A 21,123-nucleotide genomic window follows, 5' to 3' on the forward strand; every position below is an offset into this window, starting at 1 on the left:
CACCTGCGAGTTCCTGGTGGCGGTGGACGGCACGATCTCCTTCCTGGAGGTCAACACCCGTCTGCAGGTGGAGCACCCGGTCACCGAGGAGGTCACCGGGATCGACCTGGTCCGCGAGATGTTCCGGATCGCGGACGGCGAGGAGCTCGGGTACGACGACCCGGAGGTGCGCGGCCACTCGTTCGAGTTCCGCATCAACGGTGAGGACCCGGGCCGCAACTTCCTGCCGGCCCCGGGCACGGTGACGCTGTTCGCGCCGCCGTCCGGGCCGGGCGTGCGGCTGGACTCGGGTGTGGAGACCGGTTCGGTCATCGGCCCCGCGTGGGACTCGCTGCTGGCGAAGCTGATCGTCTCCGGCCGCGACCGCAAGCAGGCGCTGGAGCGGGCGAAGCGCGCGCTGGCGGAGTTCAAGGTCGAGGGCATGGCGACCGCCATCCCGTTCCACCAGGCGGTCGTCACCGACCCGGCGTTCGCGCCGGAGGTGCACGGCGGCGAGGGGCCGTTCAAGGTCTTCACCCGGTGGATCGAGACCGAGTTCAACAACACCATCCCCGCGTTCGCCGGTGCGGCCGGCGAGGGCGAGGAGGCCGAGGGCCGGGAGACCGTGGTCGTCGAGGTCGGCGGCAAGCGGATCGAGGTCTCGCTGCCGTCCTCGCTGGGCGTCTCGACCGCTCCGGCGGCCGGTGCGGGGGCCGCGAAGGCCAAGCGCCGGGTGGGCGCGAAGAAGGCCGGCTCGGCGGTCAGCGGTGACACGCTGGCCTCGCCGATGCAGGGCACCATCGTCAAGGTCGCCGTCGAGGAGGGCCAGGTCGTCGCGGAGGGCGAGCTGATCGTCGTCCTGGAGGCGATGAAGATGGAGCAGCCGCTGAACGCGCACAAGGCGGGCACCGTCGTCGGCCTCAAGGCCGAGGTGGGGGCGAGCGTCTCCAGCGGCGCGGCGCTCTGCGAGATCAAGGACTGACGCCTCCCGCGTCTTCCGCCGCCGGTCCGTACACCTACGGGTGTGCGGACCGGTCGTGTTGTCGGCGGTGGTGCGGGCGGTACCGGTGCTGCGGGCGACAGCGGTGGTGCGGGCGGTCCGGGTGGTGCCCGCGGCCGCCGGGGGGCTCAGCGGCCGCGCGGCAGGCCGAGTTCGGCGAGCCTGGCCGGCAGCGGTCCCGGGCCGCCCGGCCCGCCGGGGCCGTGCACGCCCGGCCGGCGCTGGCCGGGCAGCGGGGCGGCGCCGCCGGGGGGCGGCGGGACGGCGCGGCGGGCCATCGGACCGGGCTGGGTCTGGTGGACGGGCCCGCTGCCGGTGCCGTGCACCGGGGCGTCGCCGGACGGCGCGGCGCCGAGCGGCGCGAGGTCGATCTGCACGCCGCAGTCGGCGAGCGCGTCGAGTTCGCGGGCGGTGGCGTCGTCGGCGGTCGCCAGCTCGTCGGTGACCAGGCGGGTGATGGTGTCGGTGGGGACGGTCGGGAACATGCTGTCCGCGCCGAGCTTGGTGTGGTCGGCGAGGATGATCACCTCGGCGGCCGACTGCACCAGGGCCCGGTCCACGCTCGCGGAGAGCATGTTCGAGGTCGACAGGCCGCGTTCGGCGGTCAGTCCGCTGCCCGAGACGAAGGCCTTGGTCACCCGCAGCCCGTGCAGGGACTGTTCGGCGCCGCTGCCGACGAGGGCGTAGTTGGAGCCGCGCAGGGTGCCGCCGGTCATCACCACCTCGACCCGGTTGGCGTGCGCGAGCGCCTGGGCGACCAGCAGCGAGTTGGTCACCACCGTCAGCCCGGGCACCCGGGCCAGGCGCCGGGCGAGTTCCTGCGTGGTGGTGCCGGCGCCGACCACCACGGCGTCACCCTCCTCCACCAGACCGGCGGCGAGATCGGCGATGGCGCTCTTCTCGGCGGCGGACAGGTGGGTCTTCTGCGGGTAGCCGGGTTCGCGGCTGAAGCCGCCGGGGAGCACCGCGCCGCCGTGCCGGCGGTCGAGGAGCCCTTCTGCCTCCAGGGCCCGCACGTCGCGGCGCACGGTCACTTCGGAGGTCTGGACGACGCGGGCCAACTCCCGGAGCGAGACCGCTCCGTTGGCGCGCACCATTTCGAGGATCAACTGGCGACGTTCTGCTGCAAACACAGAACCGACGGTAACCTGCGTGACCGTCTGCTTTCAGGCGTTTGCTGCTAGTAGCGGGAATTGCTCACGCCGGAGCGGCGCGTGACCGTACAATGCGCGCCGTCGGCGATCCGGAACTGCGCCCGCCGTCCGAGTGACGGCCGGGAACGCGCGGAGGGCGGCCGCCGAACGGCGACCGCCCCCAACTGAGCGCCCTGGGCTCAGGATTCGCCCTCGTCGCGCTTGCGGATGTGGAGCTGGCGGGCGGCCTCGGCGGTGGAGCCGGAGACCGACGGGTAGACGGTGAAGGCACTGGCCACCTGTTCGACCGTCAGATTGGCGTCCACCGCCAGCGAGATGGGGTGGATGAGCTCGCTGGCGCGCGGGGCGACCACCACGCCGCCGACCACGATGCCGGTGCCGGGGCGGCAGAAGAGCTTCACGAAGCCGTCGCGGATGCCCTGCATCTTGGCGCGCGGGTTGCCGCGCAGCGGGAGCTTGACCTCGACCGCGTCCATCTTGCCGCACTTCACGTCGGCGGCGGTGTAGCCGACGGTGGCGATCTCGGGGTCGGTGAAGACGTTGGAGGCCACCGTCTTGAGGTTCAGCGGCTGCACCGCGTCGCCCAGCGCGTGGTACATGGCGATCCGGCCCTGCATGGCCGCCACCGAGGCGAGCATGAAGACGCCGGTGCAGTCGCCGGCCGCGTACACGCCGGGGGCGGTGGTGCGGGAGACCCGGTCGACCTGGATCTGGCCCCAGTCGTTGAGCTTGACCCCGGCCTCCTCCAGGCCCAGGCCGGCGGTGTTCGGGATGGATCCGACCGCCATCAGGCAGTGGGTGCCCTCGATCACCGTGCCGTCGGAGAGGGTGACCTCGACGGTGTCGCCGATCCGCTTGACGCTCTCGGCGCGCGAGCGGCTCATCACGTTCATGCCGCGGCGGCGGAAGACCTCCTCCAGCACCTCGGCGGCGTCCGGGTCCTCGCCGGGCAGCACCCGGTCGCGCGAGGAGACCAGGGTGACCTTGGAGCCCAGCGCCTGGTAGGCGCCGGCGAACTCGGCGCCGGTGACGCCGGAGCCGACCACGATCAGCTCGCGCGGCAGCTCCTCCAGGTCGTAGACCTGGGTCCAGGTGAGGATCCGCTCGCCGTCGGGCTGGGCGTCGGGCAGCTCGCGGGGGTGGGCGCCGGTGGCGATCAGCACGGCGTCGGCGCGCAGCGACTGGACGCTGCCGTCGGGGGCGTCCACCAGCACCTCGCGGGAGCCGTCCACGGCCTGCCCGCCGGTGCCCAGCCGGCCGCGGCCGCGCAGCACGGTGACGCCGGCGCGGGTGACGGACTGGGTGATGTCGTGGGACTGCGCGATGGCCAGGCGCTTCACACGCCGGTTGACCTTGCCCAGGTCGACGCCGACCACCCGGGCCGGGCTGTCGATGTGCGGGGTGTCGTCGGCGACGATGATGCCGAGTTCCTCGTACGAGCTGTCGAAGGTCGTCATCACCTCCGCCGTCGCGATCAGCGTCTTCGACGGCACGCAGTCCGTGAGCACCGCCGATCCGCCCAGGCCGTCGCGGTCGACGACGGTCACCTCCGCGCCGAGCTGAGCGGCGACGAGCGCCGCCTCGTAGCCGCCGGGTCCGCCACCGATGATCACGATCCGAGTCACGTCAACCATTGTCCCGCACGCCGGGAGCACTGCCACGCCGGGGTCGGGGCTTCTGTCGGATCGGCCGGTGAACGTAGGCTTCCCCCCATGCCCCTTTACGCCGCGTATGCCACGAACCTCGATGCCCGGCAGATGACCCGCCGCGCCCCGCACTCGCCACTGCGCGGCACCGGGTGGCTGTCCGGCTGGCGGCTCACCTTCGGCGGCGAGCACCTCGGCTGGGAGGGTTCGCTGGCCACGGTGGTGGAGGACGAGAAGGAGCAGGTCTTCGTCTCGCTGTACGACGTGGCGCCGATGGACGAGGAGGGGCTGGACCGCTGGGAGGGCGTCCAGCTCGGCATCTACCGCAAGATCAAGCTGCGGGCGCAGACCCTGGACGGCGACGTGCCGGTCTGGACGTACGTGCTGAACGACTACGAGGGCGGCCTGCCCGCGGCCCGCTACCTGGGCCTGATCGCGGACGCGGCGGAGAGCGCCGGCGCCCCCGACGACTACGTGCTGGACCTGCGCCGCCGCCCCTGCTGAGGCGCCTGCGCTATCTCCAGGGCCCGACCGTCGCGGCCAGGGCCTCGGCGAGCGCCGCGCGGCGGGCCGGGTCGGTGCGCTGCGGGGCGGCCAGTTCGACGTGCAGCCAGGTGACGCCCAGGCCCGCGGCGAAGCGGCCCTCGACGTTGGTGGTGCCCTCCAGCCGCCCGCACTTCTCCTGCCAGGCCCGGCAGACCGCGAGTCCCGCCGCGCCGAGCCCGTCGGCGGTCCGCTCGGCGTCCCGGCCGGCCGCCCCGGCGCCGGCGGAGACCACGGCGTCGGTGCCGGGCAGGCTGTCCTCGTCGAAGCCGTGCAACTGGAGGCCGGGCAGTCCGCGCTCGGTGAGGGCCCCGACGACCGCGGCGAAGACGGTGTCGTCGCGGTGCGCGGCGTCCGCCGCCCCGTCCGTGCCGGCCCGCCGGTGGGCGCCGGCGAGGACGAGCACGCCGCCGGGCGCCCGCTGGAGGAGTGCGGCGCCGAGCGTCTCGGTGCGCAGGTCGGCCACCGGGTGCGGGACCTGGACGGTCCAGCCGGTCCGGGCGGAGAGGTCCAGGTAGATCCGGCCCCAGCCGCGCGGGTCCGCCCCGGAGGCGTCGGCGATCTCGGCCGTGCGCCGTCCGCTGACCGCCTCGGTGAACTCGGTGAGCCGGTAGCCGACGCCGGCCAGCGTCCGGTCGGCCTGCCCGAGTCGGCCGTCGACGGCCTGGAGGACCGCGTCGGCGAGTGCCCGCCGCTGGGCGGGGTCCGGGGCGGTGTAGGTGCCGACGGCGAAGGCGGCGGTGTAGGCGTCCACCCGGGCGGCGAGGTCCACCGGGCGCGGGCCGTCCGGGCTCGCGGGGGCCGGCGCGGCGGAGGCCGCCGGGGCCGCCGGGTGCCGCGCGGGACCGCGGGCGGCCAGGGTCAGCCCGGCGGCCAGGGTCAGCCCGGCGGCGAGGGCCGCCAGGACGGCCAGCACCGCCACCGGCCACCGCACCGCGCGTCGCGTTCCCCGTCTCTCCACGAGGGGAGAACCTACCGCGCGCAACAGCGACTCCATGATCGACATCGATCGTGATCGAACCTTCCCCGATCCGAGACCGTTACGAGACGGGATAACCGGAACCTCTTCGTACGCTTTTGAGGCTTCGACCGGGCCCGCCCGGTTCGCGGTGGGGCTCCAGGGGTGGGTGGCGCACTGCCGCCCGAGGCACCCGGACCCGACCCGACTCCCGACGAGGCCCCTACCCGTGAGCACGGCCCCCACCCCTCCGCGGCAGCACCGCTATCGCCGCCGGGCCGACATGCCGCTGCTCGGGGGCATCCGCCCGCCGATCGCCCTGCTGCTCGTCCTGCTGTCGGCCGTCGCCGCGATCACCGCGCTGGCCGTCGGCGGCCTGCGGGTCGACGACACCCCCCAGGCGGTCCGCGAGTCCCACCGGTACGCGGCCGAGGACACCGCCCTGTCGCTGCGGGCGGGCCTGCGGGAGAACAGCTCCGACCTGCTGCGCTCCGCCGCCCGCTACGACCGGGCGCCCGCCGAGCCCACCGAGGTGCTGGCCGCGCTCGGCTCGGCGTACCGCAAGTGGCGCGGCACGGTGATCGTCCGCCCGGACACCGGCCGGCTGCTCGCCGCCCGCGGCGAGACCGTCCCGCTGGCCGGCCTCGACCTCGGCCGGGTCACCGACACCGCGCCCGCGCCGCTGCTCGTCCCCTCCGCCGCCGGCACCCGGCTGCTGACCTTCGCGCTGGTCACCACCGCGCACGACGGCCGGGCGCTGCTGGTCGCCTCCGACAACCTGCGGCTGCCCGCCCTCGCCACCCGCGACGGCCAGACCATCCAGGTCCTCGGCGCCGACGGCACCGTGCTCGACACCGCCGGCGCCGTGCTCACCGACGAGGCCGCCCGGCAGCTGGCCGCCACCGTCCGGGGCACCCTCCCCGGGCAGGCCCCGACCGGGGCCGCCTCCGGCAGCCCGGCCGGCGGCGCCGACCACGGGGGCGTGCGCCGGGTGGCCGGCTGGGCGTCCGTCGCCGGCGCCGACGCGCACGACCCGGCCACCGCGCTCGGACTCACCGTCGTCTCCACCGGCACCGTCGACGGCAAGGCCGCCGGCCTGCGCCACCCGGCCCTCGGCCTGTCCGCCGCCGGCGCCCTGCTGGCCCTCGCCCTGCTGCTCGCCCTGTTCCTGCGCCGCACCCTCCAGCGCCCGCTGCTGCGGCTCTTCCTGGACGCCCGCCGGCTCACCCGGGGCGAGCTGGACCGGCCGGTCCGCGGCCCGCGGCGCGGCGAGGCCGGCCGGATCGCCCGCGCCCTGGAGGAGCTGCGGCGCCAGCTCCTCGACCCCGCCCGCCCGCCGGCCGCCCCCGTACCCGCGCCCCGGCGCCGCCGGCCGGGCGCCGCGCTGCCGCTCGGCCTGAGCGCCGCCGTCGTGCTCGGCTGGTCCGCCCCGCTGCTGCTGCTCGGCGGCAACGACGGCGAGGTCCGCGTCCCCACCCAGGTGGTGGCCGGCCAGCGGGACCGCACCGACAACGCCGCCGACCGGCTGCGCCAGGCCCTCAACGAGGGCTACGCGGACCTGCGCGCGCTCGCCCCCGAACTCGCCGCCGCCGATGTCGGCACCGCCCGGACGCTGCTGCGCACCGCCCTCGCCCGGCACGAGCGCTACCGCGCGCTGTACGTGCTCGGCCCCGGCGGCGAGGTGCTCGCCCGGGCCGGCGAGGAGCCGCACCGCACCGGGCCCGGGGCGCTCGGCCCGGGCGGCGTGCTGCTGCTCAACAGCTCCGGCAAGGAGCCCCGGATCGCCGCCCGGACACCGCTCGCCGCCCCCGCGGCCGCCGGAGCCGCCGACGCCGCGGACGCCGTCCCGGACGACGCGCAGGCACCGGGCCCGGTGCTGGTCGGCGAGTTCCGCACCGACTTCCTCGGCGGCCTGCTCGAACGCCCCGGCCTCGGCCGGGTCTGGCTGCTCGACGACCGCCGCCGGGTGCTCGCCGCCAACGGGGCCTACGCCTCCTTCGGCGAACTCCCCGAGGGCCGCGCCCGGGCCGTCCTGGACACCTCGGCGGGCACCCCGCCCGGCGGCGCCGCCAAGCACGCCGCCGCCGACGTCGTGCGCACCGGCGGCGACCCGGTGCTGCTCGCCGCCGCCCCGCTCGGCGGCCGCGGCGCCGTCGCCCGGCTCGGCTGGTCCGTCGTCAGCGCCCACCCGGTGTCCTGGCTGCACCTCGACCAGAACCGGGCCGACCGGCGCGCCGTCCTGGCCGGGATGCTCGGCCTGGCCGCCGCCGCGCTCTGCCTCGGCTGGCTGTACGTCGCCGTGGGCCTGCCGCTGCGCCGGCTCACCGCGAGCGCCGAGGCGCTGGCCGCCGGGGACCGCCGCACCGTCCTGTTCCCCGTCCACCACGACGAGGTCGGCGCCGTCGCCCGCAGCCTGGAGCTGATCCGCCAGGACCTGGAGCGCGCCGAGCGCGAACGCACCGACCGCGCGCGGGCCGGGCACCGCGCCCCCGCCGCCACCGCCTTCTGAGAGGGACCCGTGCTCTTCCTCTACCTCGTGCTGCTGGTGTGCTGCGCCGTCCTGCTGGTGGCCGGCATCGTCGAACAGCGCCGGCACTTCGCCGCGCTGGACCAGATCCCCACCCGGGTGCTGGTCAACGGCATCCGCGGCAAGAGCTCGATCACCCGGCTGTGCGCGGGCGCGCTGCGCGGCGGCGGCCTGGTCACCGTCGCCAAGACCACCGGCACCGCCGCCCGGTTCATCCACCCGGACGCCACCGAGGAGCCGGTCTACCGCAAGTTCGGCATCGCCAACGTGGTCGAGCAGATCGGCATCGTCCGCCGGGCCGCCACCTACCGGCCGCACGCGCTGGTGATCGAGTGCATGGCCGTCATGCCGGCGCTCCAGGAGGTCAACCAGACCAAGCTGATCCGCTCCACCATCGGCGTGCTGTGCAACGTCCGCGAGGACCACCTCGCCGAGATGGGGCCCACCCTGGACGACGTCGCCCGCTCGCTGTCGCGCTCGATGCCGGTCGGCGGCGTCTGCGTCACCGCCGAGCGGGAGCGCGCGCACATCCTGCGCGAGGAGGCCGCCAAGCGGGACTGCGAGCTGATCGTGGTCGACCCCGAGTCGGTCAGCGACGAGGAGCTGCGCGGCTTCAGCTGGTTCACCTTCAAGGAGAACGTGGCCATCGCGCTGGCCGTCGCCGAACTCCTCGGGGTGGACCGGCAGACGGCGCTGCGCGGCATGTGGGCGGCGCCGCCGGACCCCGGGGTGCTCTCGGTCGAGCGGTACCGGACGGCGGACGGCAAGCGGCTGCGGTTCGCCAACGTCTTCGCCGCCAACGACCCCGAGTCCACGCTGATGAACGTCCGCCAGCTGGAGGGCCTGGGAGCGATCCACCGGCCGCTGCACGTGGTGGTCAACTGCCGGCCGGACCGGGTCGAGCGCAACGGCCAGATGGGCCAGATCGTGCCGGACCTCGACCCGGACACGCTCTTCCTGATCGGCCACCCCACCAGGAGCGCCCGGGACGCCGTCCCGGCCGGCTGGTCCGGGCGGGTGGTCGACCTCGGCGGCGACCGGCGGGACCCGGCGCGGCTCACCGCCGACCTGCTGGACGCGCTCGGCCCCGACTCCTCGCTGGTCGCGATCGGCAACATCCACGGGCAGGGCGAGCTGTTCCTGGAGGAGCTGGCCCGGCTCGCCCCGGACGACGAACCGGAGGCCGGCGGGCTCCGCGAACCGGCCTACGAGCCCGTGCACGAGCCCGTGTACGTCCCCGAGCCGCTGCCCGACTCCTGGTTCGAGCCGGCCACCGCCCCCGCCGTCCCCTCCCAGGCGTACGACCCGTACCACCCGTACCACCCGTACGACCCTTATGGCCCGTACGACCCGAACGACGACCCCCACCACCGCCGCTACGGAGACCAGCCGTGATCCCCACCGAGCTCACCCCCGAGATCGCCGCCCTCGGCATCGCGCTCGGGCTGGTCTTCTCGCTGGTCTGCTACCTGACCACCAACCTCTCCCCCGGCGGCATGATCACCCCCGGCTGGCTGGCCCTGACCCTGGTCGAGGACCTCCAGCGGGTCGCCATCGTGGCCGGCGTCACCGTGCTCGCCTACCTGGCCACCCGGGTGGTCCAGAAGCTGGTGATCCTCTACGGCAAGCGGCTGTTCGCCGCCGTGGTGCTGATCGGCGTCCTGCTCCAGGCCACCGTGACGCTGGTCCTCCAGCACGAGCTGCCCACCCTCTACGCCAACCAGACGCTGGGCTTCATCGTCCCCGGCCTGATCGCCTACCAGCTGGTCCGCCAGCCCCGGGCGGCCACCCTGATGGCGACCACGACCGTCACCCTCGCCACCTACGTGGTGCTCACCGCCGGCGTGCTGCTCGGCGCCCTGCCCGGCACCTGATCCCCCGGAGCCCGAACCGCCATGCCCGTCACCCGGAAATCCCTGCTCAGCGGTGGCCTCGCCGCCACCCTGCTGGTCACCGGCGGCTACCTGACCGTCCAGCTGCGCGAGCGCGAGCGGCAGCCCGCCCCGGTCGGGGCCACCGCGCCGCTGCTCACCGCTCCCGCCACGCCCGCCGCCGGAACCGCGGGCACCGCCGCCGCGGCGGCCGGCCCGCGCTGGGAACGGCTCACCGGCCCCGACCGCACGGTGGTGCGCGACGCCCGCGGCGGCGTGCTCGCCACCCTCACCGACGGGGCCCGCACCGCCGTGCTGACCGGCCCCAGCCGCACCTTCACCGAACCGGGGACCACCAGCGCGGTGCTGACCGGCGACAGCTGGGTGCGGCTGATGCCGCAGCCCTGGAAGGCCGGGGCGGAGGACGAGGCCTGGTTCCGCACCTGGTTCGGCCGGTACCTCGGCTCCACCGAGGACGACGTGCTCGCCGTCGCCACCCAGTACCTGGCGGGCGCGCCGGAGGCCCGGGACGGCAAGGGCGTCCGCTTCCGGGGCGACGCCTCGTTCGGCCCGCTCAACCCCGACGGCTCGTCCGGCAACGACCTGCGCCTGGAGCAGACCGACTTCCTGGACTACCTCGGCGTCCCGTACACCTTCGCGGACAAGGTCACCAAGCGCCCGGACCGGACCCGCTACGGCGCGTTCGACTGCTCCGGCTTCGTCCGCATGGTGTACGGCTACCGCTCCGGCTACCCGCTGCTGTCCAAGGACGCGCCCGGCCCCGGCCTGCCGCGCACCGCCAACGGCCTGGCCCGGACGGGACCGGGCGTGCCGGTGCTGCCGCTGACCACCGTGCCCGGCTCGGACACCACGGTGCGGCCCGCCTCGACCGATCCGCTGCTCCCCGGCGACCTGGTCTTCTTCGAGATCGACGCCCGCACCGGCGCCCGGCTCGACCACACCGGCATCTACCTGGGCCTGGACACCGACGGCCACCCCCGGTACCTCTCCAGCCGCGAGGAGGCGGACGGCCCGACCTTCGGCGACAAGGGCGGCACCGCGCGGCTGGACGACAACGGGCTGTACGCCAAGGGCCTGCGCAGCGCGAAGCGGCTCTGAACGGCTGCCGACCGGACGGGCGCGCGGCGCCGCAGGTGCGGGTGCGGGCCATCCGGGTAACGATCCGGCACGTCGTACCAGGAACTTCTACGCGCGTAGCCGTTTCCCGACTATCCTCGGACACGTGAACGCATCTCCTCAGTCGGTCGTCCCCGCCGACCCCTACGCCGCCGCCCAGGCCGCCGCCGAGCGCCTGCGCGAGCTGACCGGTGCCGAGCGCCACGACGTCGCCCTGGTGATGGGCTCCGGCTGGGTGCCGGCCGCCGACGCCCTGGGCGAGACCGTGGCGGAGTTCCCGGTCACCGACCTGCCGGGCTTCCCCGCCCCCGCCGTGGCCGGGCACGCCGGCACGATCCGCTCGGTGAAGATCGGCGAGAAGCGCGCGCTGATCTTCCTCGGCCGCAACCACTACTACGAGGGCCACGGTGTCGCCACCGTCGTCCACGGCGTGCGCACCGCCGCCGCGGCCGGCTGCGGGATCATCGTGCTGACCAACGGCTGCGGCGGTCTGCGCCCCAGCTGGGTGCCCGGCCAGCCGGTCCTGATCAGCGACCACATCAACCTGACCGCCGACTCCCCGATCGTCGGCGCGAACTTCGTCGACCTCACCGACCTCTACTCCAAGCGGCTGCGCGAGCTGTGCCGCGAGGTCGACCCGACCCTGGACGAGGCCGTCTACGTCCAGTTCCGCGGCCCGCACTACGAGACCCCGGCCGAGGTCAACATGGCCCGGGTGATCGGCGGCGAGCTGGTCGGCATGTCCACCACCCTGGAGGCCATCGCGGCCCGCGAGGCCGGCGCCGAGGTGCTGGGCATCTCCCTGGTCACCAACCTGGCCGCCGGCATGACCGGCGAGCCGCTCAACCACGCCGAGGTGCTGGAGGCCGGCAAGGCCTCCGCCGAGCGCATGGGCGCGCTGCTGGCCAAGGTCCTGGAGCGGATCTGACGCCGGAGCGGGTGCGGACGGCATGAGCGACGGGGCCCGGGGCGGGTGTGATCCGGTGGTCACACCCGCCCCGGGCCCCGTCCGCGTCCGCGTCCGCCGGTCCGACACGCCCCATCCGGCCGGGCGCCGCGCCGCCACCGCGCCGTACGGTTCGTCCCGTCCCGGCCTCGCGCCCCGCCCGTCCCCTTCCGCCCGTCCCACCGCACCCGCCCGTCCCACCGGGCCCGGGCCGGGGCACCCTCCCCGGCCGACCACCGACGCACTTCCCGATGGAGCCGCAGCCATGACGCAGGCAACCACCACCGACCTCCTCGCCCGGGCCCGCACCTGGCTCGCCGAGGACCCGGACCCGCAGACCCGTGAGGAGCTCGCCGCGCTGCTCGCCGACGCCGAGACCCCCGAGGCGGAGGCGACCGCCAAGATCGCCTGGGCCCAGCTGGCCGAGCGCTTCGCCGGCCGCCTGCAGTTCGGCACCGCCGGCCTGCGCGGCGAACTCGGCGCCGGGCCGATGCGGATGAACCGCGCCGTGGTGATCCGGGCCGCCGCCGGCCTGGTCTCCTACGTCAAGCAGCAGGGCCTCGGCGACCTCGTCGTCATCGGCTACGACGCCCGCCACAAGTCCTACGACTTCGCCCGCGACACCGCCGCCGTGGTGGTCGGCGCCGGGCTGCGCGCCGCGCTGTTCCCGCGCCCGCTGCCCACCCCGGTGCTCGCCTTCGCCGTCCGCCACCTCGGCGCGGCCGCCGGCGTGACCGTCACCGCCAGCCACAACCCGCCGCAGGACAACGGCTACAAGGTCTACCTGGGCGACGGCTCGCAGATCGTGCCGCCGGCCGACGCGGGCATCGCCGCCGAGATCGACGCGATCGGCTCGCTCACCGAGGTCCCGCTCGCCGGGAGCGGCTGGGAGACGGTGGACGAGTCGGTGGTCGAGGCCTACCTGGACCGCGCCGTCTCCATCCTCGACCCGCACAGCGCCCGCGACCTCGACGTCGTCTACACCCCGATGCACGGCGTCGGCCGCGACACCTTCCTCGCCGCCCTGAACCGGGCCGGTTTCCCCGCCCCCACCGTGGTCGCCGAGCAGGCCGAGCCGGACCCGGACTTCCCGACCGTCGCCTTCCCCAACCCGGAGGAGCCGGGGGCGATGGACCTCGCCTTCCGCACCGCCGCCTCGACCGGGCCGGACATCGTCATCGCCAACGACCCGGACGCCGACCGCTGCGCGGTGGCCGTCCCCGCCAACGGCAACGCCGCCGGCGGCGGGCAGGGCGCCAACGGCTGGCGGATGCTGCGCGGCGACGAGGTCGGCGCGCTGCTCGGCGCCGCGCTGGTCGCCAAGAAGGCCGAAGGCACCTTCGCCACCACCATCGTCTCCTCCACCCTGCTCGGCCGGATCGCCGAGGCCGCCGGGCTCGGCTACGCGGAGACCCTCACCGGCTTCAAGTGGATCTCCCGCGCCGAGGGCCTGCGCTACGGCTACGAGGAGGCGCTCGGCTACTGCGTCGACCCGCAGGGCGTGCGCGACAAGGACGGCATCACCGCCGCCCTGCTGGTCGCCGAGCTCGCCGCCACCCTCAAGCGCTCCGGGCGCACCCTGTCCGACCTGCTGGACGACCTGGCGCTGGAGCACGGCCTGCACGCCACCGACCAGCTCTCCGTCCGGGTCGAGGACCTCTCGCTGATCGCGGACGCCATGCGCACCCTGCGCGAGCAGCCGCCCACCGTGCTGGCCGGCCTCGCGGTGACCCGCGCCGACGACCTCACCGCCGGCTCCGCCGACCTGCCGCCCACCGACGGCCTGCGCTACCGCCTGGCCGGCGAGGCCGTCCGTTCGGCCCGCATCGTGGTCCGCCCCTCGGGCACCGAGCCCAAGCTCAAGTGCTACCTGGAGGTCGTCCTCCCGGTCGCCTCCGCCGCCGACCTGGCCACCGCCCGCACCCGGGCCACCGAGATCCTCACCACGATCAAGCGCGACCTGGCCGAAGCCGCCGGCATCACCGCCTGACGCCGCCCCGGCACGCGGAAGGGCCCGCCGTTCCCGGCGGGCCCTTCCGCGCGTTCCGTCGTGTCCGGACGGCTCAGACCGCGATCACGGTGATCAGGGCGATCAGCCCGGCCAGGGTCGGGGCGATGATCCACCAGCACCAGCGGACCTCGATCGGCCCGGCGGCCTCGGGGCGGGAGGCGTTGCGCTCGGCCATCTCCTGCAGGATGCCGACCACCTGGTCCGACCAGGCCCGGGTGGGGTCCGACGAGCCCTGCACGCCGGGGCCGGCCGGGGCGTTGCCCTGGCCGAAGACCATGCCCAGCCGGGAGGTGTGCTGCGGCCGGCCGCCGCGGTCCCGGACGCGGGCCGCGCGCTTGCGCTGGCGCAGCGACACCGGCACCGCCCACACCTGGTACTTCTTTCCGTCGGCGAGCAGCTCCACCGAGTACCCGGCGCGCAGCGCGTCGACGGCGGCCCAGGGCGCGGTGATGGTGCGCAGCGGGTTGCGGACCACCAGGCGGCGCTCGTTGGCGCGGACGGCGGGACGCAGGGTGTAGGCGACCACCGGGAGAGCGAAGACCGGGACGGCGGCCAGCGACACCCACGGCGTCTTGCCGGTGCCGTTCAGCGCCGCGTCCCCGATCAGCCAGGCGGCGACGGCCAGCAACAGCACCCCGGAGATGACGCCGGGAACGGAGCGGTACACGCGGTCGGCGTACACGGGCTCCCCATCGGAGCCGGCCGGGGCCCGGTCGGGCCGGCCGTCGGAATCGGTCATGCCCACGATTCTGCCCCATCCCCCCCGCTCTCCACAGGGGCGGCGATCACACCCCCAGGTCTCGGTCCGGCATCGATGCGTGCGGGCCCTAGCGGTTGACTACGCGCGTAGATATGCTGGTGTGGTGACTATGTCCACTCTTGCAGCCAACGCCCCAGGCATCGCGGGCAGCGGTCTCGAGGACGTCGCGGCGTCCGAGGCCTCGCTCCGCCGCTTCCTGCACGGCCTGCCCGGTGTCGACCAGGTCGGCCTGGAGGCGCGTGCCGCCACCCTCGGTACCCGCTCGATCAAGACCACGGCCAAGGCGTACGCCATCGACCTGGCCATCTCGATGATCGACCTGACCACGCTCGAGGGCGCGGACACGGTCGGCAAGGTGCGCGCGCTGTGCACCAAGGGCCGCAACCCCGACCCGACCGACCCGACCGCCCCCCGCGTCGCGGCGATCTGTGTCTACCCGGACATGGTCGCCACCGCGAAGGCGGCGCTGCGGGGCACCGCCATCCAGGTCGCCTCGGTCGCCACCGCCTTCCCGGCCGGCCGCGCCGCGCTGCCGGTCAAGCTGGCCGACACCGCCGACGCGGTCGCCGCCGGCGCCGACGAGATCGACATGGTCATCGACCGGGGGGCCTTCCTCTCCGGCCGCTACCTGGACGTCTTCCAGGAGATCGTCGCCGTCAAGGAGGCCTGCCGCCGGGCCGACGGCAGCTACGCCCACCTCAAGGTGATCTTCGAGACCGGCGAGCTGCAGACGTACGACAACGTGCGCCGGGTCTCCTGGCTGGCGATGCTGGCCGGCGCCGACTTCATCAAGACCTCCACCGGCAAGGTCGCCGTCAACGCGACCCCGCCGGTCACCCTGCTGATGCTGGAGGCGGTCCGCGACTTCCGCGCGGCCACCGGCGTCCAGGTCGGCGTGAAGCCCGCCGGCGGCATCCGCACCACCAAGGACGCCATGAAGTACCTGGTGATGGTCAACGAGACCCTCGGCGACGACTGGCTGACCCCGCACTGGTTCCGCTTCGGCGCCTCCAGCCTGCTCAACGACCTGCTGATGCAGCGCCAGAAGCTGACCACCGGACGGTACTCCGGCCCCGACTACGTGACGGTGGACTGATCACCATGGCCAAGAAGAAGAACACCGAGGAGCCCGTGGCCCAGAAGCCGGCGGGCGGCCTCTTCACGTACGCCCCGGCGCCCGAGTCGCCCGCCGCGGCCGGCGACATCGCCAGCTCCTACGGCCACTTCATCGGCGGCGAGTTCGTCGACTCCTCGGGCAGCGAGGCGCTGAAGACGGTCAACCCGGCCACCGAGCAGGTGCTCGCCGAGTTCGCCCGGGGCACCGAGGAGGACGTCGACCGCGCGGTCGCCGCCGCCCGCCGGGCCTTCGCCGACTGGTCCGCGCTGCCCGGCAGCGAGCGCGCCAAGTACCTGTTCCGGATCGCCCGGATCATCCAGGAGCGCAGCCGCGAGCTGGCCGTGCTGGAGTCGATCGACAACGGCAAGCCGATCCGCGAGACCCGCGACGTCGACCTGCCGCTGGTCGCCGCGCACTTCTTCTACTACGCGGGCTGGGCCGACAAGCTGGACTACGCCGGCTTCGGCCCGAACCCGAAGCCGCTGGGCGTGGCCGGCCAGGTCATCCCGTGGAACTTCCCGCTGCTGATGCTGGCGTGGAAGATCGCCCCGGCGCTGGCCACCGGCAACACGGTCGTGCTCAAGCCGGCCGAGACCACCCCGCTGACCGCGCTGCGCTTCGCCGAGATCTGCCGCCAGGCCGATCTGCCGAAGGGCGTCGTCAACATCGTCACCGGCGACGGCCGCACCGGCGCCGCGCTCACCGCGCACCCGGACGTCAACAAGGTCGCCTTCACCGGCTCCACCCCGGTCGGCCGGGCGATCGCCAAGCAGGTGGCCGGCACCCGCAAGAAGCTGTCGCTGGAGCTGGGCGGCAAGGCCGCGAACATCGTCTTCGACGACGCGCCGATCGACCAGGCCGTCGAGGGCATCGTCAACGGCATCTTCTTCAACCAGGGCCACGTCTGCTGCGCGGGTTCGCGCCTGCTGGTCCAGGAGTCGGTCCAGGACGAGCTGCTGGCCGCGCTGAAGCGCCGGATGGGCACCCTGCGGGTCGGCGACCCGCTGGACAAGAACACCGACATCGGCGCGATCAACTCCGCCGAGCAGCTGGCCCGGATCACCGCGCTGACCGACGCCGGCGAGGCCGAGGGCGCCGAGCGCTGGTCGCCCGCCTGCGAGCTGCCGGGCACCGGCTTCTGGTTCCGGCCGACCGTCTTCACCGGCGTCAGCCAGGCCCACCGGATCGCCCAGGAGGAGATCTTCGGCCCGGTGCTGTCGGTGCTGACCTTCCGCACCCCCGCCGAGGCGGTCGAGAAGGCCAACAACACCCCCTACGGCCTCTCCGCCGGCATCTGGACGGAGAAGGGCTCGCGCATCCTCTGGACGGCCAACCGGCTCAAGGCGGGCGTGGTCTGGGCCAACACCTTCAACAAGTTCGACCCGACCTCGCCGTTCGGCGGCTACAAGGAGTCGGGCTACGGCCGCGAGGGTGGCCGGCACGGTCTGGAGCCCTACCTGAATGTCGAGGCCCGAGATGTCTGATGTCGTGAGCCGTCTTGATGTCCTCAAGACCTACAAGCTGTACGTCGGCGGGAAGTTCCCGCGCTCCGAGAGCGGGCGGGTGTACGAGGTGACGGACGCGAAGGGCGAGTGGCTGGCCAACGTCCCGCTCGGGACCCGCAAGGACGCCCGCGACGCGGTCGTGGCCGCCCGCGCGGCGGTCAAGGGCTGGGCCGGCACCACCGCGTACAACCGCGGCCAGGTGCTGTACCGGGTCGCCGAGATGCTGCAGGGCCGGCGCGAGCAGTTCGCCGCCGAGGTGGCGCTCTCCGAGGGCATCGGCCCGAAGAAGGCCGCCGCCCTGGTGGACGCGGCGATCGACCGCTGGGTCTGGTACGCGGGCTGGACGGACAAGGTGGCCCAGATCGCGGGCGGCGCCAACCCGGTCGCCGGCCCCTACTTCAACCTCTCCACCCCGGAGCCGACCGGCGTGGTCGGCGTCGTCGCCCCGCAGGCCGGGTACGGGCACTCGCTGCTCGGCCTGGTGTCGGTGATCGCCCCGGTCATCGCCACCGGCAACACCGTGGTGGTGGCGGCCGCGGCCGACGCGCCGCTGCCCGCGCTGTCGCTGGGCGAGGTGCTGGCCACCTCCGACGTCCCGGGCGGCGTGGTCAACGTGCTGTCCGGCCGGACCGCCGACATCGCGCCCACCCTGGCCTCGCACCAGGACGTCAACGCCCTGGACCTCACCGGCGCGATCGCCGCCGACGGTCCCGGCGCGGCGGGCGCGCTGGAGGCGCTCGCCGCGGATACCCTGAAGAGGGTGATCCGCCCGGAGCTGGACCCGTTCGCCCAGGACTGGACCAATGCTCCCGGAACGGACCGGCTACTCTCGTTCCTGGAGACCAAGACGGTCTGGCACCCGATGGGTATCTGACCACCAGGTCCCCGCAGCGGCTACACTCCGTAACCGCGAGTTGGTGACACAACTCCACAGACTGGCCGTCCCCCGTGCCCTCTCCCCCCCAGGGCCCGGACGGTCACAGGACGGACCCGCGCCTCTCCCCCCCTGGCGCGGGTCCGTCGACTTTTCCCCGTTCCGGCCGGTTTCGGCATCGGGCCCGGATACGTCAGACTGGTGTCCCGTGAGTGACTCCCCGCTGAACCCTGTGCCGATAGCCCGCGCCCGGGTGGTCCTGCTCGCCGGGCCCTCCGGATCGGGGAAGTCCTCGCTCGCCGAGCGCAGCGGCCTGCCGGTGCTCCAGCTCGACGACTTCTACAAGGACGGCGACGACCCGACCCTGCCGCTGCTGCCCGACGGCTCGGTGGACTGGGACTCCCCGCTGTCCTGGCACCGCGAGCAGGCCGTCGCGGCCATCCGCGCCCTGTGCACCACCGGCCGGGCCGAGGTGCCGGTGTACTCGATCCCGGACAACGGCCGGGTCACCACCCGGGTGCTGGAGCTCGGCGGGGCCGGCGCGTTCGTCGCCGAGGGCATCTTCGCCGCCGAGATCACCGCCGACTGCGCCGCCGGGGAACTGCTCGGCGACGCCCTGTGCCTGCGCAACGGCGCGCTCACCACCGCCTGGTGGCGGCTGCGCCGGGACGTGCGCGAGGGGCGCAAGTCGCTGCCGGTGCTGCTGCGCCGCGGCTGGCGGCTGATGCGGGCCGAGCGCGGCATCGTCGGGCGGCAGGTCGCGCTGGGCGCGCACCCGTGCGCCGGGCCCGAGGCCGGGCGGCGGATCCGGGCGGTGGCCGCCGCCGGGGAGCTGTCCGCCGTCTGAGCGGCGCGCGGCGGGCCCTGCGCGAGGCCGCCGGACAACCACGACGGCGCCCGAGAACACGGAACGGCGGGCCCGGTGCGTCTCCCCCGCACCGGGCCCGCCGCCTTCCCCGGACGTCCGCGGCCCCCTCCGGTGCCGCCGCTCCCCCGAGCCGGCGCCACCCGTACCGCGTCCGTCCTGCTACCCGTCCCCCGACGGGAGCCCCGTCCGGACCCACCCCCACGGGGGACCGGAACGTCTCGATCGCGCTACGCGACCAGCTCGCCGAACGCCCGCAGCGTGTCGCCCGAGGTGTTCAGCTGCTCGTCGTCGCGCAGCCGGCGCAGCGCGCGCCAGATGCTGCTCTTGACCGTGCCGACGCTGATGCCGAGCACGTCGGCGATCTCCGGGTCGGTCTTGCCCTCGTAGTAGCGCAGCACCAGCATGGTGCGCTGGTTCTCCGGCAGCTTGGCCAGCGCCTGCCAGAGCACGGCGCGCAGCTCGGTGCCGCCCATCGCGTCGGTGTCGCCGACCGTCTCCGGCAGCTCCTCGGTCGGGTACTCGTTGACCTTGCGGCGCCGCCAGGCGGAGATGTGCAGGTTGGTCATGGTGCGGCGGAGGTAGCCCCCGACCGCGGCCTTGTCGGTGATCCGGCCCCAGGCGCGGTAGGTGCTGAAGAGCGCGCTCTGCAGCAGGTCCTCGGCCTCGTAGCGGTCACCGGTGAGGTGGTAGGCGGTGGCGTACAGGGAGGCGCGGCGCTCGCGCACGTACGCGGTGAACTCGGTGACGTGGTCCTCGGTGACGGCGGGGCGCTCCCCCCGCGCCCCGTCCCGCTGCACCTCGGTGGCGGGCGCCGCCACGGGGCTCAGCCGCAGCAGCGTCGCACCGGCGGCCTCGCGGCCGGCCGACTCCCCCGAGTCGGCCTTCCGCAGGCCGGTCCCCCCGATGCCCCGGTTCCCCCCCGGGGCGTCCTTGCCCTCGACGCGGACGGGGAGGATCCCCCGCAGCGTCAAGGTGCCGGCGGAGTCGGCCGCGTTCCCCCGGCGGCCGATCCCGTACAGCTCCCCCGTCCTGCCGCCGCCGCTCACCCGGCGGCCGGCAGTGTTTCCACCGGTGCTGTGCGCGCACCCCCGCGCGATCACGGCACCGGAGGTCTCCTCGGTCCCGCCCTCCAGGCGGGTCCGGAGGGCGGTGGCCGATGAACGCGCGGTGCGGACAGCCGGGTTGGTCCGGGTCTGAAGCATGGCGTTCATCGTGCGCCCCCTTGGTCGGTTCGAGCGGTTCCTTGTCGCCGCCTCGGCGGGCCGATCGGCCCGCTGTCCTGCGGCGACATGGAAGATCCTGCCCGCCGGTTGTGATGGCGCTGTCCGTCGACTGTCACAGGGCTGTCACAGGGCCGGGCCTTTCGTCCCGTGCGCCCTCCCGCCGTTGACGGACGCCGGTGGCGGGAGTTCCGGTTCCCGCGCGGACGGCGTCCGGGCCCCCGCGCGGCCCCGGGCGGGCGGTGGGGGGTGATTCGCCGCTCCGGGTGAGCCAGAATGAGGCCGTGCCTTTCCTCCTTCTGATCGAGGACGACGACGCCATCCGCACCGGCCTCGAACTCGCCCTCACCCGCCAGGGTCACCGTGTGGCCACCGCCGCCTCCGGTGAGGACGGTCTGAGGCTCTTCAAGGAGCAGCGGCCGGACCTCATCGTGCTGGACGTGATGCTGCCCGGCATCGACGGCTTCGAGGTGTGCCGCCGGATCCGGCGCACCGACCAGCTGCCGATCATCCTGCTGACCGCCCGCTCCGACGACATCGACGTGGTGGTGGGCCTGGAGTCCGGCGCGGACGACTACGTGGTCAAGCCGGTGCAGCCGCGGGTGCTGGACGCCCGGATCCGGGCCGTGCTGCGGCGCGGCGAGCGGGAGAGCTCGGACTCCTCGGTCTACGGCAGCGTGGTGATCGACCGGGCGGCGATGACGGTCACCAAGGACGGCGCGGACCTCCAGCTCACCCCCACCGAGCTGCGGCTGCTGCTGGAGCTCAGCCGGCGCCCCGGCCAGGCGCTGTCGCGCCAGCAGCTGCTGCGGCTGGTCTGGGAGCACGACTACCTGGGCGACTCCCGGCTGGTGGACGCCTGCGTCCAGCGGCTGCGGGCCAAGGTCGAGGACGTGCCCTCGGCCCCGACGCTGATCCGCACGGTGCGCGGCGTCGGCTACCGGCTGGACCCCCCGGCGTGACCGCCACCCTCCGTCCGGCGCCGGCGATATCCCGCCGCGCGCGCT

18 protein-coding genes are annotated in these 21,123 nt (G+C 74.6%); 13 read left to right on the forward strand and 5 right to left on the reverse strand.

Annotated elements, in window-relative coordinates:
• Window positions 1-961 (forward strand): biotin/lipoyl-containing protein (locus ABT093_RS37475; protein WP_350571950.1); only part of this gene is annotated, 961 nt, incomplete at its 5' end.
• A 146-nt stretch (window positions 962-1,107) separates the two neighbouring features.
• Here ABT093_RS37475 and ABT093_RS37480 read toward each other — a convergent pair.
• Window positions 1,108-2,076 carry a DeoR/GlpR family DNA-binding transcription regulator gene (locus ABT093_RS37480; RefSeq protein WP_502884408.1) on the reverse strand — a complete coding sequence of 323 codons (969 nt, stop codon included), beginning with the start codon at window positions 2,074-2,076 and terminating at the stop codon, window positions 1,108-1,110.
• Window positions 2,077-2,312: 236 nt separating this feature from the next.
• Entirely contained in the window at window positions 2,313-3,767 is a 1,455-nt protein-coding gene (locus ABT093_RS37485; protein WP_350571952.1) for an NAD(P)H-quinone dehydrogenase, read from the reverse strand.
• Between the two features lie 78 nt (window positions 3,768-3,845).
• Here ABT093_RS37485 and ABT093_RS37490 point away from each other — a divergent pair, with 78 nt between their 5' ends.
• A complete protein-coding gene (locus tag ABT093_RS37490; protein WP_350571953.1) occupies window positions 3,846-4,283 on the forward strand; it encodes a gamma-glutamylcyclotransferase family protein in 438 nt (145 codons plus the stop codon).
• A gap of 10 nt (window positions 4,284-4,293) precedes the next feature.
• Here the strand turns inward: ABT093_RS37490 and ABT093_RS37495 are convergent, their stop codons facing one another.
• Window positions 4,294-5,283: a hypothetical protein gene (locus tag ABT093_RS37495; protein ID WP_350571954.1), complete on the reverse strand. Its 990-nt coding sequence runs from the start codon at window positions 5,281-5,283 to the stop codon at window positions 4,294-4,296.
• Window positions 5,284-5,509: 226 nt separating this feature from the next.
• Between ABT093_RS37495 and ABT093_RS37500 the strand changes: the two genes are divergently transcribed.
• From ABT093_RS37500 to ABT093_RS37525, 6 genes are all read left to right on the forward strand, one after another.
• A complete protein-coding gene (locus ABT093_RS37500) occupies window positions 5,510-7,789 on the forward strand; it encodes a HAMP domain-containing protein (protein WP_350571955.1) in 2,280 nt (759 codons plus the stop codon).
• A 9-nt stretch (window positions 7,790-7,798) separates the two neighbouring features.
• Window positions 7,799-9,202, forward strand: a complete 1,404-nt coding sequence (gene pgsB, locus ABT093_RS37505; protein ID WP_350571956.1) for a poly-gamma-glutamate synthase PgsB — start codon at window positions 7,799-7,801, stop codon at window positions 9,200-9,202.
• Window positions 9,199-9,681 carry a poly-gamma-glutamate biosynthesis protein PgsC/CapC gene (locus tag ABT093_RS37510; RefSeq protein ID WP_350571957.1) on the forward strand — a complete coding sequence of 161 codons (483 nt, stop codon included), beginning with the start codon at window positions 9,199-9,201 and terminating at the stop codon, window positions 9,679-9,681. Before pgsB ends, ABT093_RS37510 begins: the two co-directional genes overlap by 4 nt.
• A gap of 21 nt (window positions 9,682-9,702) precedes the next feature.
• Window positions 9,703-10,797: an NlpC/P60 family protein gene (locus tag ABT093_RS37515; RefSeq protein WP_350571958.1), complete on the forward strand. Its 1,095-nt coding sequence runs from the start codon at window positions 9,703-9,705 to the stop codon at window positions 10,795-10,797.
• Between the two features lie 124 nt (window positions 10,798-10,921).
• The gene (locus ABT093_RS37520) at window positions 10,922-11,743 is read left to right on the forward strand and encodes a purine-nucleoside phosphorylase (RefSeq protein ID WP_350571959.1); all 822 of its coding nucleotides are present in this window, start codon (window positions 10,922-10,924) and stop codon (window positions 11,741-11,743) included.
• Between the two features lie 283 nt (window positions 11,744-12,026).
• Window positions 12,027-13,751 (forward strand): phospho-sugar mutase, encoded by a 1,725-nt coding sequence (locus ABT093_RS37525; protein ID WP_350571960.1) that lies wholly within the window; start codon window positions 12,027-12,029, stop codon window positions 13,749-13,751.
• Window positions 13,752-13,824: 73 nt separating this feature from the next.
• On the opposite strand, the gene ABT093_RS37530 is transcribed toward ABT093_RS37525, so the two are convergent.
• Window positions 13,825-14,511: a PH domain-containing protein gene (locus ABT093_RS37530; protein ID WP_350571961.1), complete on the reverse strand. Its 687-nt coding sequence runs from the start codon at window positions 14,509-14,511 to the stop codon at window positions 13,825-13,827.
• 130 nt (window positions 14,512-14,641) lie between these two features.
• Here ABT093_RS37530 and deoC point away from each other — a divergent pair, with 130 nt between their 5' ends.
• From deoC to ABT093_RS37550, 4 genes are all read left to right on the forward strand, one after another.
• Window positions 14,642-15,628, forward strand: a complete 987-nt coding sequence (gene deoC / locus ABT093_RS37535; protein ID WP_350571962.1) for a deoxyribose-phosphate aldolase — start codon at window positions 14,642-14,644, stop codon at window positions 15,626-15,628.
• Window positions 15,629-15,633: 5 nt separating this feature from the next.
• The gene (locus tag ABT093_RS37540; RefSeq protein WP_350571963.1) at window positions 15,634-17,133 is read left to right on the forward strand and encodes an aldehyde dehydrogenase family protein; all 1,500 of its coding nucleotides are present in this window, start codon (window positions 15,634-15,636) and stop codon (window positions 17,131-17,133) included.
• Window positions 17,126-18,028 (forward strand): aldehyde dehydrogenase family protein, encoded by a 903-nt coding sequence (locus tag ABT093_RS37545; protein ID WP_350571964.1) that lies wholly within the window; start codon window positions 17,126-17,128, stop codon window positions 18,026-18,028. The genes ABT093_RS37540 and ABT093_RS37545 overlap by 8 nt, the downstream gene beginning before the upstream one ends.
• Before the next feature lie 208 nt (window positions 18,029-18,236).
• The gene (locus tag ABT093_RS37550) at window positions 18,237-18,875 is read left to right on the forward strand and encodes a uridine kinase family protein (RefSeq protein ID WP_350571965.1); all 639 of its coding nucleotides are present in this window, start codon (window positions 18,237-18,239) and stop codon (window positions 18,873-18,875) included.
• A 248-nt stretch (window positions 18,876-19,123) separates the two neighbouring features.
• On the opposite strand, the gene ABT093_RS37555 is transcribed toward ABT093_RS37550, so the two are convergent.
• On the reverse strand, window positions 19,124-20,098 hold the full coding sequence (locus tag ABT093_RS37555) for a SigE family RNA polymerase sigma factor (RefSeq protein WP_502884409.1): 975 nt from the start codon (window positions 20,096-20,098) through the stop codon (window positions 19,124-19,126).
• Between the two features lie 302 nt (window positions 20,099-20,400).
• Here ABT093_RS37555 and ABT093_RS37560 point away from each other — a divergent pair, with 302 nt between their 5' ends.
• Window positions 20,401-21,078, forward strand: a complete 678-nt coding sequence (locus ABT093_RS37560) for a response regulator (protein ID WP_350553901.1) — start codon at window positions 20,401-20,403, stop codon at window positions 21,076-21,078.
• Window positions 21,079-21,123: the final 45 nt, after the last annotated feature.

It is taken from the genome of Kitasatospora sp. NPDC002551 (genome assembly GCF_040296005.1).
In the GTDB taxonomy this organism is placed as follows: Bacteria; Actinomycetota; Actinomycetes; order Streptomycetales; family Streptomycetaceae; genus Kitasatospora.